We start from the raw sequence: 14,606 nt of genomic DNA, 5'->3' as shown, positions 1-14,606 counted from the left end.
ATTTAAAAAGGTTGTTCACTTCAGTGAGTGAACAACCTTTTTTAGTCAATTTCATATTTATTTTCTGATTCGTGTTCAAATTTATTGTAGCGTCTTTTCATGAACTTAAATAAATGTGTCACAAGAACTTTAAATAATGCGTATCCTGGAATTCCAAGGATAACACCTGGCACGCCAAATAAAGAACCTGCTGTTAATAAAGCGAAAATGATGGTAATTGGATGAATCGATAAGGATCTCCCCATAATTTTTGGGGTAATGAACTTCCCTTCTACAAGTTGAACAATTGTCCAAACAATAATTAATTTAATAAGCATAAACGGTGATGTAACAATAGCAATGACTACTGCAGGAGTTATCGCGATTGCGGGTCCTAAATAAGGGACAACACTTGTAATCATGGCTAAGAAACCAAGTAAAAAGGCATAATCTAAATCGATTATTAAAAATCCAATTGTCATCATAATCCCAATACAAATAGACACCATAATTTGCCCTTGTATGTAAGAACTTACTTGTTTATCCATTTCTCTCATGACTTGCCCTATTTCATTACGCATACGCGGAGGGAATAAACGCAAAATAAATCTAGGGAGCTTTTCACCCTCGTATAATAAATAAAATAGAATGAATGGTACGGTCACAAGTGATAATATAATCCCTGTCACAGTTGAAACTAATCCGGTAATCCCTGTAGCTACTCCTGATGCTAAGTTGGAAAAGGTTTCTCTAACTGTTGAACCAAGATCGTTCATTACATCATTTAACACTTGATCGTAGTTGATATTCACTCTTTCAAATAATTCATTAAATCGAGTGCTATTAAGGAAAGTAACAATGTTTTCAACTAAGGCCATAAAGTACATTGGGAATTCTTGAACTAACTTTGTAAATTGATCCCTTAAAAATGGAAAAACGAGTAATACTAGCAATGTCAGTAAACCGATTACTAGAATGAAGAGAATAATAATTCCCCATGCCCGAGGAACTTTCCATCTTACAAGGATCTTTAATAATGGACGCAATAAGTAATAGGCAATTACTGCGAGTACACCTGGAAGAATAACTACTTCAAACAATACTTGTAGTGGATGAAAAATCCAGTCTATCTTATCAAAAATGAAAATAACGCAGCCTAATAAAAGGAGCGAAATTAATAGAAATAATAGATTTTTCCCACCTAAAAATCGAATAAATTTAGTGGAAAAGAAAAATGAACCAAAACGTTCACGCTCTTCCTTACTTGTTCCTCGTTCTTTCTCCAAACAATCACCTCGACTTAACTACCAATCATACCTATAATTTATTTTATCATGTAAAATTTGATTAATAAAATAATAGTCTCCATTTATTTCAAAAATTCATGTAAAATTTGTGTATTTGTTTGTTTGTCTATTTCAATGACAGAACCAGCATGACTATAATCTGCAAAAGAATACGTCCCCTTAGCTGGAATCGTTAATTTTTCTATTTCTACGGACCCACTTGCTGCAACAGATAACACTGTTTTTATTTCATCACTTGTCGAAAGGTCTGTCGTGATATAACCTTGTGCAGCACCAATTAACTTTGGTAAGTTTTTTATATTTCTTGGAGATATTAGTTCATTTTTTAATGCATCGATTACTTTTTGTTGACGTTCTACTCGCCCAAAATCACCATTTTCATCGTGACGAAAACGTGCATATCCTAATAGTTCCTTACCATTTAAGTTTTGTACACCTTTTGTTAAGGACACACCAATATGTTCGGACATATCTTTTTCTACATCCATTTCAATACCATTTGGAGCCATAATATCAATTAATGATTCAAAACTTTTAAAGTCTATTAATACATAATGATGAATCGGCACATCAAACATCGTACTGATTGTATCTTTTAACAATTGAACTCCGCCTAAATAATAAGCTGTGTTTAATTTATACGATTGGTACTCAGGGATATCTGCGTAAATATCTCTCATAAAAGATACGAGTTTCATTTCATCCGTTACACTATTCCATGATAAAAGCATCATCGTATCAGAACGTGATTGTTCCTCACCACGACTATCAACACCAACAATTAAATAATTCGATACCATTTCTGTTGGTTCGTCTGCCACAAATGATTCTTCCGGATGTTTTGTTTTACTTGCAAGCTCAAGCCCACTTCTGTATTGCATTACTGCATAAACGCCTATCCCAATTGCGAAAATAAACAGTAGGAGAAAAAATACTCTTCCTTTACGGAGTCTTCTCTTTTTATAGCGGGTAGGACGATGTTCAAATTGTTGATTTTCTTCCATATAAAAACTCCTTTTTATTTCAATTGAATATTGTGACGTCTAAAAATTAGAAATGGTTCGTACTATTCCCAATACTACCACAAAGTACGATAAATCCTTGTGAATAATCTTACTGGTAAAATGAATTACATCTTTTTAATTCACGCGTGAGGGTCTGTTAGCAGTTGTTCGCATGGATATATATTAACTTCCACTTAAATCCCCTGAATCAAGATTTAAATAAGATTTGCTCCTGGAATTTTGGAGGAACTTCTGCTAAATAAAGATAAATTTGATGTCGTACATACATCATGGTACAATACTATTTATTTTAAGCATATGGAGGCGTAAAAAATGGAAAAGGCAACATTTGCTGGTGGCTGCTTTTGGTGTATGGTAAAACCATTCGATACTTGGGATGGCGTACATAAAGTAACTTCAGGATACATGGGTGGTCATGTGATAAACCCTACATATGAACAAGTAAAAAAAGGAGATACTGGTCATTTAGAAGTCGTACAAATCGAGTTCGATCCTAACATTTTCTCTTATGAACAATTACTTGAAATTTATTGGATGCAAATTGACCCTACGGATGATGGTGGACAATTCCATGATCGTGGGGAATCCTATAAAACGGCAATTTTTTATCACAGTAAAATGCAAAAAGAACTAGCAGAAAGCGCTAAACAACAATTAGCTGAAAGCGGCCGTTTTAAAAAGCCAATCGTTACAAAAATCCTTCCCGCAGAGACTTTTTACATCGCGGAGGATTATCATCAAGACTACTATAAAAAAGAGTCAGAACATTATAAAGAAGACCGCGCAATTTCAGGCCGAGATGAATTCATCCAACAACATTGGGAAAATAATAAATAACTCCCTATAAATAAAAACGACAAACATCCACTTGTAAACTGGAGGTTTGTCGTTTTTTATAGTTATTTCAAAATAAATTTCTAATTATTGAACACTTTGTTACGGATTCACAAATTCGCGAATAGAAGAAATAAACAATTCCCCATACTTCTCTAGTTTATTTTGTCCGACACCACTGACTTCTAAGAAGCCTACTTCGTCTATTGGTTGTTTTTCACACATATCACGCAATGTTTTATCTGAAAAGACAACAAATGGTGGTACACCTTCACGCTCAGCGATTTCCCTACGCAATCCTCTTAACTTCTCGAATAACGGATCATCTTGCTTCACCACCGCTTTTACAGTTTGAACTCGCCGTGATACCTTTCTTTTACCTAACAGTACATCCTTCCCATCCTCCGAAACATAAATTGTCGGGAATTGACCAGGATGAACGAGCAAAATCCGTTCCGCAATTAAGAATTCAATAAAATTCGCGATTTCTTTTGCACTCATTTTCTTTAAAATACCAAAGGTTGAAAGGTGTCTAAATCCTTCTACTTTTTTATTTTTTGAACCAGCTAACACTTGTGAAGTGATCGTTTTCCCAAATTTTTGGCCCATTCGAACAACACACGATAACACTCGTTGCGCATCTTCTGTTACTTCAACACTTGGACGCTCATCACAACAGTTGCCGCATCGTTCACAAGTTACTTCCACTTCTTCACCAAAATATTGAAGGATATACAACTGTAAACACATTTCAGTATGGCAATAGTCAACCATTCGTTGTAATTTTTCTAGTTCTAGCGGAATTCTAGAGGGGTCTCGGGATTGATCAATTAAAAAGCGTTGAGTTTGTTCATCTGAAGGTGAGTAAAGTAGGATACATTCACTTGGTAGTCCATCACGACCAGCCCTTCCAGCTTCCTGATAATAACTTTCCATATTACGTGGCATTTGATAATGGATCACATAACGAACATTCGTTTTGTTTATACCCATTCCGAAAGCATTTGTTGCAATCATGAGTTGGGCTTGGTCTGCAAGAAAACGATTTTGTTCATCATTTCGTTCAGCCTCAGACATCCCTGCATGGTATTTCGCTACCGATATACCGAATTTCAGCAACAACTCATAAAGACTGTCTACTGCTTTTCGGGTTGCAGCATAAATGATCCCAGACTCATTCTTATTATTTTCGAGATAATTTTTTATGAACTTTTCTCTATTTTCCCCGACCAATACTTTAAATGTTAAGTTATCCCGCGCAAATCCTGTAATAAAAGTATCCTCTGATTCGATATGTAAAACCTGACAAATGTCTTCACTGACTGTAGGAGTTGCTGTAGCAGTAAGCGCAATTATCGTCGGCTTAGTGTTCCATAATTTTAATACCTTTGAAATAGCCCGATAACTCGGTCTAAAATCATGTCCCCATTGAGAAATACAATGGGCTTCATCTATTGCTATTAATGGTACATTGAGTTGTGAAAGTGCCATACAAAAGGAATCCATTTCAAGCCGCTCTGGTGCAATATAAAGAAGTTTTACTTCACCATTTCTAACATTCATCATCGTTTCATCAATTTCTGATGGAGTCAATGAACTATTAATAAAGGCTGCTTGAATCCCATTGGCACGCAATAGATCCACTTGATCTTTCATTAAAGAGATTAATGGAGAAATGACTATTGTTGTTCCATCCAATGCTAATGCAGGTACTTGATAACATAGTGACTTCCCACCACCAGTTGGCATTACACATAATGTATCTTGACCATTTAATACATTCTGAATTACTTCATGTTGGCCTTTACGAAATGAATCGTAACCAAAATAATCTTTTAAAATTTTTTGAGCTTGTCGCAACATCTACTATCCCTCTCAACTTTTTCTACTAATAAGTATACTATAATTTAGTTACAAACGAGAGAGTCATTCCTATAATCATCGTTACGCGCTTATATTCGATTGAAATTTTACTTTTAACATGAAATTTCTCTCTGCATTATTTGTTTCATCTATATTTTTGAAAATTTCCTACCTTGGTTATAGTTTAACAATGTAATGCAATGTTTTTTCTCCTAAAATCATTTCAATAACATGTTGGAAAATAATTAAGATTTCTCATTTAATTTCCCGGAAAATTTTGAAAATTTACACAATTAGACAATAGCTGTCGAATCGATTCGTTTTAACACTCATAATGAAAGTTAGTTTATTTACAACAACTGACATGCTATAATAGAAATATTGTGTACAAAAGAAAAAGTAGCAATTTTTGCTATGTATATCTGCAGTATAAAATAGAATGAAAAAATTTCAGGAGGTACTTACATGATTCAAGTTAGTGGTGTAGGTCTTCGCTATGGCGATCGTAAACTATTTGAAGACGTAAATATTAAATTCACACCTGGTAACTGTTATGGTCTAATCGGAGCAAACGGTGCTGGGAAATCAACATTTTTAAAAATTTTATCTGGTGATATTGAACCTCAAGAAGGTCATGTATCAATGGGTAAAGACGAACGTTTATCTGTTTTAAAACAAAATCACTTTGAATACGATGAATTCAATGTACTTGATACTGTTGTAATGGGTAACAAACGTCTTTGGGAAGTAAAAGCTGAAAAAGACGCAATTTATGCAAAAGAAGATTTTTCTGATGAAGACGGCATGCGTGCTGCTGAATTAGAAGGCGAATTTGCAGACTTAAACGGATGGGAAGCAGATTCTGAAGCGGCAACATTACTTAATGGTTTAGGTATTGGCGACGAACTTCATTACATGCAAATGGCTGACTTAGAAGGTTCAGATAAAGTCAAAGTATTACTTGCTCAAGCTTTATTTGGTAAACCAGATGTTCTGTTACTCGATGAGCCTACCAACCACTTAGATTTAAAAGCAATTAAATGGTTAGAGGAATTTTTAATCAACTTTGAAAATACAGTCATCGTTGTATCCCATGACCGTCACTTCTTAAACAAAGTTTGTACACATATTGCGGATTTAGATTTTTCTAAAATCCAAATTTATGTTGGTAACTATGATTTCTGGTATGAGTCTAGTCAATTAGCACTTAAAATGGCTCAAGACCAAAATAAGAAAAAAGAAGAGAAAATTAAAGAGTTACAAGCATTCGTTGCTCGTTTCTCTGCGAACGCTTCTAAATCAAGTCAAGCCACTTCACGTAAAAAAATGTTAGATAAAATCGAACTAGAAGATATCAAACCATCTAGCCGTAAATATCCTTTCATTAACTTCCAAATTGGCCGTGAAATTGGGAACGATGTATTAACAGTCGATGGTTTATCCGCTACTCAAGATGGCGAAGTACTACTAAAAGATGTTCGCTTCATGATGAACAAAGAAGATAAAATCATTCTACTTGGTAGCCCACTTGCTAAAACAGCTTTAATGGATATATTAATGGATCAACGTCAAGCGGATAGCGGTACATTTAAATGGGGTGTAACAACATCTCAAAGCTACTTCGAAAATGATCATGATAAATACTTTACTGGCAGTGAAAAAACATTAGTTGAATGGTTACGCCAATATTCACCTGAAGATGAAACAGAAAGCTTCTTACGTGGTTTCTTAGGTCGTATGCTATTCTCTGGTGAAGAAGTGAAAAAATCCCCTTCTGTTTTATCAGGAGGAGAAAAAGTACGTTGTATGTTATCTAAAATGATGCTTGCTAATTCAAATGTATTATTATTAGATGAACCAACGAACCACTTGGACTTAGAATCGATCCAAGCACTTAACGAAGGATTAATTCGTTTCAAAGGCGCGATGCTATTCACTTCTCATGACCATCAGTTCATCCAAACAATTGCTAACCGTGTAATTGAAATTCAAGAAGACGGTACCATTTTAGATAAACAATTAACTTATGATGAGTTCTTAGAATGGAAAGAAGCTCAAGGAATTAAATAAGATTCTACCGAATTAGAGAGTGTTCAAATATGAGAACACTCTCTTTTTTATGGATAATTAATGGGACAAATTATTCACTAAAAGACGCAACAAACACTACCTTTGTTTACATAATATAAATATAATTAACTATTATTGAAATTAGAAAATTTTTAATATACAAGAATAACTTAGGAGTACTGGTAAAGAATAAGATATAGTAAGTTAAAGGAGGCATTCAAATGAGAAGTGCAATAGCATTTTCCTTAATTTTGTTAATGATTCTTACTGGCTGTAACGATGATGATAAAGTTAAAGTACAAGTTCAAGAGGAACACTCCCCTACTCCAACAGTTTCTGATGAAACAGACCACGAGGCAAGCGAAGACTCTACAGATCAATCAAATGACGAATCTACAAATAATACAATTGACTTTTCATCATTTTTTAAACCAAATCAATCAACCGCATACTTTATTGGAGAAGGAAATGAATTCGCTACATTAAATGTGAAAACAGTCTGGCTATCTGAAAAATATGTTGCCCATGTTGAAGATAATGGTGGCGTCACATTACTCCGTATTTTTCGAATCTTAGACGATAAGATTGAAATAATTCTTGAAGAAGTAATAGAAGGTACGTCAGGTGAAATTCCTTATCCCGATGTCTCTGCATTAGAGGATATGCAAGCCATTGAAACCAATTTAGCTGGACCCATTGAAGTTGGAACTCAGTTTGGCAAATGGAAAATTGTAAAAGTTGATGAAACACTAAAAACGCCATACAAGACATTCGAAAATGTGTTTGTAATTGAAGAAAAAGGAGATAATTTCATCAACAGAAAGTATTTTGTAAAAGACTATGGTGAAATAAAACGTGAATCCATTATGCAAATTGATCAAGAAGAAGATTACATTGTCACATCAACATTAGAAAAAATATCTCAGCAATAGCCCACTTTCCTACCTACTTAGCAAATCATGTCCATTGGTAATACCAATTAGGAATCATCATCATTTTTTTATGATGGTGATTCTTTTCATTTTATGATGAAAGTGAAATGCATTTCTTCAGTTATTTGATTTCATGAATAATTTCAACTGGACTTCAATTAATATGGAGCAATTTCTATAGGAATCTTTTGATGCTACATAGAGGAGAACAATTGATCATAAAGAAGTGTTTGTGGCAGAGGTTGTAAAATTCGCTAACATCCATCTGTTAAATAAATGAAAAAAATAACAGAATATTAAAAATATCAATTATAAAAAATGAATGAAGGTAACATACTATATTGACTGAGGCAAAAGAAATAGACACCCCAAAATTGGGATGTCTAGAATTAACGAATTTAATTTTAATTCTTATGAATTAAAGTTTAGTTACGTTAGCAGCTTGTGGTCCGCGGTTGCCTTCTACAACTTCGAATTCCACTTTTTGACCTTCGTCAAGAGTCTTGAAACCTTCACCTTGGATAGCTGAGAAGTGTACGAATACGTCGTTTTCACCTTCAACTTCGATGAATCCAAAACCTTTTTCTGAGTTAAACCATTTTACTGTACCTTGTTTCATTTGAAAAAACCTCCAAAAAATAAAGTGTAACAATATGGAATTTTTTACCCAAATAAAAAATTCACATATTACGAAGAGTACCGACATTACACCGATCACTCTTTGTAATATGTGAATCATTTGTACCCGGTAAAACAATTTTATTGTTAAATTTAGTATACCATTATTTTACTCATTGTCAAATAAATTATTCAATCTTTTTCACAAAAATTCTTTGATTTCTGTAAATTGAATGTTTAATTTATTTTTGTTACTATTCGTATTATTCTACAATGTCTCAACAATTATACCATGGTAAATTTGTGAATCATCATCACACGCTTCACAAAATTCAACTTCATCATCATTCCAAAATGCGAAAAACCGCTTTTCTTTACTTGCCTCATGTTGATACTTTTTACGAAAATCGTTAAGTTTTGCTTCTAACGCGTTATGTAGTTCTTCTTCGGATTGATATTCTTCTGTAGAAATAATTGATGACTCCCATCCATCAAATAACCACCATGGTTCAAAATCTGCTACCATATAGATTATTTTATACATAATTGATCATCCCTTCCCTTACTCTATTTTATCAAACGTTTAGTAAATGTCTATTTATCCAAACTCTATTATAATGATGTGAACGGTACTTTTTATACGTTTACATACGCTCATTATTAATTACTTATTGGAGGAAGTCCGATGCCACAAAGGGTACATATCTTATTAAAGATGAAAATAGAACTTACATTCCAACTAACACAATGCATACATCAAAAAGCATTACAGTTAGGCTTAAAGGGATTTTGTACTGTTCTTAATAAACAACACTTTGAAATCGAAGTAGAGGGTAAAAATAGTTCCATTCGAGAATTTCTGCATTTTCTTCAAAAAGGATATGTAGAGTCTCAACAAACTTGTACTTATCAAAAGGAGATTTTTGAAGATATTAAAGGATATACAACATTTCACTCAAATCTAGTTTAGTTGTTAAAATGTTACTTTACTTTCCATTACAAAAACATTGAAATAAGTTGTACAATCATAATAAGTTTTAAATAAAAAGAACTTTGTTTTTGAAACTTTTTCTCCAACTTATACGTATTACAACTATAGAACTAGAGGAGGTACGATTATGCTTGGTGCAACGAATTTTTTTATCAGACATGCACTTAACTTTTTGTTCAGTTTTTCTATATATATATTGACAATAGTTAATTTTGACCTAGGTGCTGTGGTCGTGCCAATTCTTACAATATTAACCTATATTGTGAGTAATAGTACGATAAAAATGATCCAGAAATCCAAAAAAGCTAAAGAGCTGAAACTTTCCCGCTCAGAATTTAAACATATTGAAAGCCAAATAAAGCAAGCTAAATCACATATCAATTCTTTAACACAACAATATGTTCGTGTTCGATCAATTCGCTCATTTAAATTACTAAATGAAATGACAAAATTATCTCGTCGTATTGTAAACATTGTACAATCAAACCCACAGAAATTTTATAATGTAGAAGATTTCTTCTATGCACACTTACCATCTGCTGTACATTTAACGCAAAACTATACAATGTTGTCTCAACAGCAAATTAAGGATACTGAAGTCCATCTAGCACTTGAAGATACACGTAAAACATTAAAGGATTTACATGTAACAATGGAAGATGATCTAAAGTCAGCACTTGAATCAGATATAGAAAATTTAAAAATTGAACTGGATTTCGTAAAATTAGAAAATGAAAAGAGACGGAAACAACTCGAACTAAGAGGTGAAGAAAGATGACAGAATCAAAGAGCTCTGGTAATGCAATTAAAAATATCATGAGCTCTTTTTCTGATTTTTCGATGACTCAACCGGATTCAAGTGAAGGGCATTTGCCAGGATTGTTTTCGTCTCTTTCTTCAGAAAATCAATCTAAAGCCTTGCATTTAGCTAGTAAAATTGATGTTTCTCGATATGACTATGTATTGAATTTTGGTTCAGAGGTTCAAGAAGCTTTAAAAACTTTTAGCCATAACTTGCTCGTACAAGTTCAACGAAATGATACTTCCCCAATAAGAGAAGTACTTCATAAGTTGATGGAACAATTAGAAAAAATTAACCCAGACGATCTCATTGAGAACAGTAAAGGTTTTTTCTCTAAACTTTTTAGTCGAAGAAAATCAACTATCCAAGAAACCATGTCACAATATAACCGCTTAAGTAAACAAATTGATCGATTAAGCATACAACTTCAACACGCTCAAAAAGGTCTAATCTTAGATATGAACATGCTAGACGAACTATTTCGATTAAACGAAGATTATTTTCATCATATTTCCGTTTTTATTGCAGCTGGCGAATTAAAGTTGATGGATTTGAAAAAAAATGACTACACGAAATTACTTAATAAAGTCGAGCAATCCAAAGATGATCCGATGGCGAAGCAAAAACTATCAGATTTACTTATGTCAATTGAATGGCTTGACCGTAAAATTTATGAATTGCAAATCTCGAGAGAAATAGCTATTCAATCAGCTCCACAAATTCGACTCATGCAGCAAACAAATCAAATGTTAATTGAAAAAATTCAATCATCTATTATGACAACGATTCCATTATGGCAATCTCAAATTTCAATACTCATTAATTTAAATAATCAACGTCGGGCCAATATGATGCAGGAACGCTTAATGAATGCTTCAGATGAAATGATTCGTAAAAATGCAAAAATGTTAAAGTCAACCGCAAATGATTCAAATCGCAAAACCATTTCACACGCAGATATTGACGTCTTTAAACAAACTCAACTTCAATTAATTGAATCAATTGAAGAAACGCTACGCGTACAGGCTACAAGCAATGAGCAACAAACGGCGTTAGAATCTAAACTATTGGAAATTGATCAAAAATAAAAGCACGACTAGTAGAAGATACAGTCTTCACTAATCGTGCTTTTTCATTATTAAAGTTCTTCAAAATAATCTTTATAGTAACCGCCAACATTGCCAGTATTATCAACTACAAATAGAAACTCTTCTGTTTCATTTTTCACTTCATATTCTTTACCAACCGTTAATACATTCGATACTAAATATTTTGAAGCATTTGTATTAACACATTTTACAGTGCGGATTGTTGGTGCCTCTTTCCACTTCAAATTTAACATAACTTTAACCTCACTTTAATAATTGCATTGTTCTCTTATATTCTATACCATTTTCAGATGTCTGTGTTAATAAAAATACCTAATTCGTACACAACGATCACTATCTTCCTTTTGTTGAATGGTAATCATGCAAATGATACAATGAATTTATAGAGGTGATTATGTATATGTCATTATCCTTTGGTAGTTTACCAATGTGGTTTTTTATTATCGCATTCGTATTTGCGATTGTCTTCATTATATATGCTGAATGGAATTCTAGAAGCTAAAACAGCAATCGTATAAGTCATATACGATTGCTGTTTTCATTTATATTATTTTAATGTTCGTTTTAAGAATTCTTTTGTTCTTTCATTAACTGGATTGACAAGTACCTGTTCAGGTGGTCCTTCTTCCACAATTACCCCTTTATCCATAAACACAACTCGGTCAGATACTTCACGAGCAAACTCCATTTCATGGGTTACAATTAACATTGTATTCCCCTCATCTGCTAGTTGGCGCATTACTTTTAATACTTCTCCTACCATTTCTGGATCCAGAGCAGATGTTGGTTCATCAAAAAGCATTACATCGGGATCCATTGCTAATGCACGAGCAATGGCCACACGTTGTTTTTGACCACCAGATAATTGACGAGGTTTTGCATTAACATATTGGTCCATGCCAACAACTGATAAGTATTTTAAAGCATTCACTTTTGCTTCATCTTTTGAACGTTTCAATACTTTTTGTTGCCCCACCATACAATTACTTAATACATTATGATTATCGAATAAATTAAATTGCTGGAATACCATCCCTAAATGAGTACGATATTCTTTAATATTATGTTTTTCATCTAAAATATTTTCACCATTATAAATAATTTCCCCACCACTCGGTGTTTCAAGTAGGTTTATACAACGAAGCAGTGTTGATTTTCCTGAGCCCGATGATCCGATTAGACAGACAACTTCACCTTTGTTTACAGTGAAATTAACATCGCGCAATACTTCGTGCTGACCAAATGATTTATTTAGATGTTTAATTTCAATTACTTTTTCCATCTTTATAACTCCTTACGCGACTTAAATCTATTTTTTTCTAATTTGTTCAACTTGGTAGGCATTTTGACCATCCATTTTTTTCTCGATATAACGCAAAATTTGGCTAGCTACAACTGTCATGATTAAATAAATTATACACGTAATGATATATGATTCAGCAAATCGGAAGTTTGCGCCTGCAATAGATTTTGTCGTGAAGAATAACTCCGTAACACTGATTACACTTAACACAGCAGAATCTTTAATGTTCATTATTAATTGATTGCCTGTAGCTGGTAAAATATTTCGGAATACTTGAGGCAAAATCACATGAATCATTGTCTGGAAATGTCCCATACCAATCGCTTCAGCAGCTTCATATTGGCCTTTATCAATGGAAACAATACCACCACGAACATACTCAGCCATATAGGCACCTGTATTCAATCCTACAACGACAATTGCAGCAACAAAGCGATCCATTTCAAAGCCATAAGCAGCTAATCCATAAAATACGACCATTGCTTGTACAATCATTGGTGTACCACGGAAGATTTCTACATAAACTGTTAATATAACATTAACTAATTTTAAAATGACTGATTTAATAGATTTCTTTCGAAGTGGAATTGTGTGCATCACCCCAATAAATAATCCGATAAGAGCACCAATAATTGTACTAATAATAGCTATTAATAACGTCATATATGCGCCGCGTAAATAACTTGGCCAATTCTCTTCAAGTATAGAGAGTATAATATCCAAACTCATAAATATCCTCCTAAGTATTTTGGAACAACAAAATAGATTCATATTTTAAAAGAAAAGAGACACACTGGCCACCTTAAAGTGACCAGTGAGATCATTAAATCTTATTTTGCTGCAGGTTGGTTTGCAATTGCTTGATCCATTAATTCTTGACGCTCTTCCTCAGTGATTGATTTAATTACTTCATTAATTTTGTCTTTATTTTCATCACCTTTACGAAGACCGATTGCAACAGAAGTATCTGCTGGATCAGTTTTGAATCCATCTTCTAATTCAACATATGTGAAGTTTTCGTTTGCTGAAGATGCAGATACCGCTTCAGGACGTTCAGCAACATATCCATCAATAACACCAGATTCTAATGCTACACGCATATGTGAGAAGCTTTCCATTGCCGTTTCTTTTTTAACATCAGGAATTTGATCAATCACTGCATAGTTTGTTGTGTTTAATTGAGATGTAATTTTAGCTCCTGCAAAGTCTGCTAGTGTTTTAGCGTCTGCATACTCTCCACCAGCTTTTGTTACGATAACAAAATTACTTGTATAGTAGTTTTCAGTAAAATCAATTACTTCTGCACGTTCAGGAGTAGGGCTCATCCCAGCAATAATTGCATCAATTACATTTGATTCTAAAGCTGGTAATAAACCATCCCATTCAGTTTTTACAATGACTAATTCTTTACCTAAAGCATCGGCAACACGTTTTGCGATTTCTACATCGTAACCGCCTGCATACTCTTCAGATCCTTGAATTTTAACTGCACCGTTTGAATCATCTTGTTGTGTCCAGTTAAATGGAGCATAACCTGCTTCTAATCCAACTTTTAATACATCTTTTTCTTCAGTATTTGAAGCATCTGAATTAGATGACCCTTCTTCTTTTGAAGTACCACATGCAGCTAAAATTAAAATTGCAAACATAGCTACCATAAGAAGTTTAAGTTGTTTTGACATTGATTTTCTCTCCTTTGTTATGTTTTATATTTACTTAAATAAAAAGCGACCTAAGATGAACTCAGGTCGCATTATTTACATAAAGCCTAAA

The 14,606-nt window shown here is 33.5% G+C and carries 15 protein-coding genes; 6 read left to right on the top strand and 9 right to left on the bottom strand.

Annotation, left to right across the window (positions count from 1 at the left end):
* Positions 1-41: 41 nt before the first annotated feature.
* Positions 42-1,265 (bottom strand): AI-2E family transporter, encoded by a 1,224-nt coding sequence (locus JOD29_RS04735; protein ID WP_124762890.1) that lies wholly within the window; start codon positions 1,263-1,265, stop codon positions 42-44.
* 83 nt (positions 1,266-1,348) lie between these two features.
* Positions 1,349-2,290, bottom strand: a complete 942-nt coding sequence (locus JOD29_RS04730) for an LCP family protein (protein WP_124762892.1) — start codon at positions 2,288-2,290, stop codon at positions 1,349-1,351.
* A 333-nt stretch (positions 2,291-2,623) separates the two neighbouring features.
* Between JOD29_RS04730 and msrA the strand changes: the two genes are divergently transcribed.
* A complete protein-coding gene (gene msrA / locus JOD29_RS04725) occupies positions 2,624-3,148 on the top strand; it encodes a peptide-methionine (S)-S-oxide reductase MsrA (protein ID WP_124762894.1) in 525 nt (174 codons plus the stop codon).
* Positions 3,149-3,247: 99 nt separating this feature from the next.
* Here the strand turns inward: msrA and recQ are convergent, their stop codons facing one another.
* Entirely contained in the window at positions 3,248-5,008 is a 1,761-nt protein-coding gene (gene recQ, locus JOD29_RS04720) for a DNA helicase RecQ (RefSeq protein ID WP_124762896.1), read from the bottom strand.
* 465 nt (positions 5,009-5,473) lie between these two features.
* Here recQ and JOD29_RS04715 point away from each other — a divergent pair, with 465 nt between their 5' ends.
* The gene (locus tag JOD29_RS04715; RefSeq protein ID WP_124762898.1) at positions 5,474-7,078 is read left to right on the top strand and encodes an ABC-F family ATP-binding cassette domain-containing protein; all 1,605 of its coding nucleotides are present in this window, start codon (positions 5,474-5,476) and stop codon (positions 7,076-7,078) included.
* Between the two features lie 221 nt (positions 7,079-7,299).
* Positions 7,300-8,010 (top strand): hypothetical protein, encoded by a 711-nt coding sequence (locus JOD29_RS04710; RefSeq protein WP_124762900.1) that lies wholly within the window; start codon positions 7,300-7,302, stop codon positions 8,008-8,010.
* Between the two features lie 418 nt (positions 8,011-8,428).
* Here the strand turns inward: JOD29_RS04710 and JOD29_RS04705 are convergent, their stop codons facing one another.
* Together JOD29_RS04705 and JOD29_RS04700 are read right to left on the bottom strand one after the other, a co-directional pair.
* Entirely contained in the window at positions 8,429-8,629 is a 201-nt protein-coding gene (locus tag JOD29_RS04705) for a cold-shock protein (protein WP_102692015.1), read from the bottom strand.
* A gap of 267 nt (positions 8,630-8,896) precedes the next feature.
* Positions 8,897-9,172: a DUF1033 family protein gene (locus tag JOD29_RS04700; RefSeq protein ID WP_124762902.1), complete on the bottom strand. Its 276-nt coding sequence runs from the start codon at positions 9,170-9,172 to the stop codon at positions 8,897-8,899.
* Between the two features lie 141 nt (positions 9,173-9,313).
* Between JOD29_RS04700 and JOD29_RS04695 the strand changes: the two genes are divergently transcribed.
* The 3 genes from JOD29_RS04695 to JOD29_RS04685 all read left to right on the top strand — a co-directional run bounded on the left by JOD29_RS04695 (position 9,314) and on the right by JOD29_RS04685 (position 11,509).
* A complete protein-coding gene (locus JOD29_RS04695) occupies positions 9,314-9,598 on the top strand; it encodes an acylphosphatase (protein ID WP_239585564.1) in 285 nt (94 codons plus the stop codon).
* 148 nt (positions 9,599-9,746) lie between these two features.
* Entirely contained in the window at positions 9,747-10,397 is a 651-nt protein-coding gene (locus JOD29_RS04690) for a 5-bromo-4-chloroindolyl phosphate hydrolysis family protein (protein ID WP_124762904.1), read from the top strand.
* Entirely contained in the window at positions 10,394-11,509 is a 1,116-nt protein-coding gene (locus tag JOD29_RS04685) for a toxic anion resistance protein (protein ID WP_124762906.1), read from the top strand. The genes JOD29_RS04690 and JOD29_RS04685 overlap by 4 nt, the downstream gene beginning before the upstream one ends.
* Positions 11,510-11,559: 50 nt before the next feature.
* On the opposite strand, the gene JOD29_RS04680 is transcribed toward JOD29_RS04685, so the two are convergent.
* The 4 genes from JOD29_RS04680 to JOD29_RS04665 form a co-directional block, all read right to left on the bottom strand.
* Positions 11,560-11,763, bottom strand: a complete 204-nt coding sequence (locus JOD29_RS04680) for a DUF6501 family protein (RefSeq protein ID WP_124762908.1) — start codon at positions 11,761-11,763, stop codon at positions 11,560-11,562.
* 314 nt (positions 11,764-12,077) lie between these two features.
* Positions 12,078-12,812, bottom strand: a complete 735-nt coding sequence (locus JOD29_RS04675; protein ID WP_124762910.1) for an amino acid ABC transporter ATP-binding protein — start codon at positions 12,810-12,812, stop codon at positions 12,078-12,080.
* Between the two features lie 27 nt (positions 12,813-12,839).
* Positions 12,840-13,562: an amino acid ABC transporter permease gene (locus JOD29_RS04670; protein ID WP_124762912.1), complete on the bottom strand. Its 723-nt coding sequence runs from the start codon at positions 13,560-13,562 to the stop codon at positions 12,840-12,842.
* Between the two features lie 101 nt (positions 13,563-13,663).
* Positions 13,664-14,515, bottom strand: coding sequence for a transporter substrate-binding domain-containing protein (locus JOD29_RS04665; RefSeq protein WP_124762914.1), 852 nt, complete (start codon positions 14,513-14,515; stop codon positions 13,664-13,666).
* Positions 14,516-14,606: the final 91 nt, after the last annotated feature.

The organism is Lysinibacillus composti, assembly GCF_016908465.1.
Lineage (GTDB): Bacteria > Bacillota > Bacilli > Bacillales_A > Planococcaceae > Ureibacillus > Ureibacillus composti_A.
The sequence above is the reverse complement of the archived record's forward strand: the minus strand, read 5'-3'. Positions and strand labels throughout refer to the sequence as shown.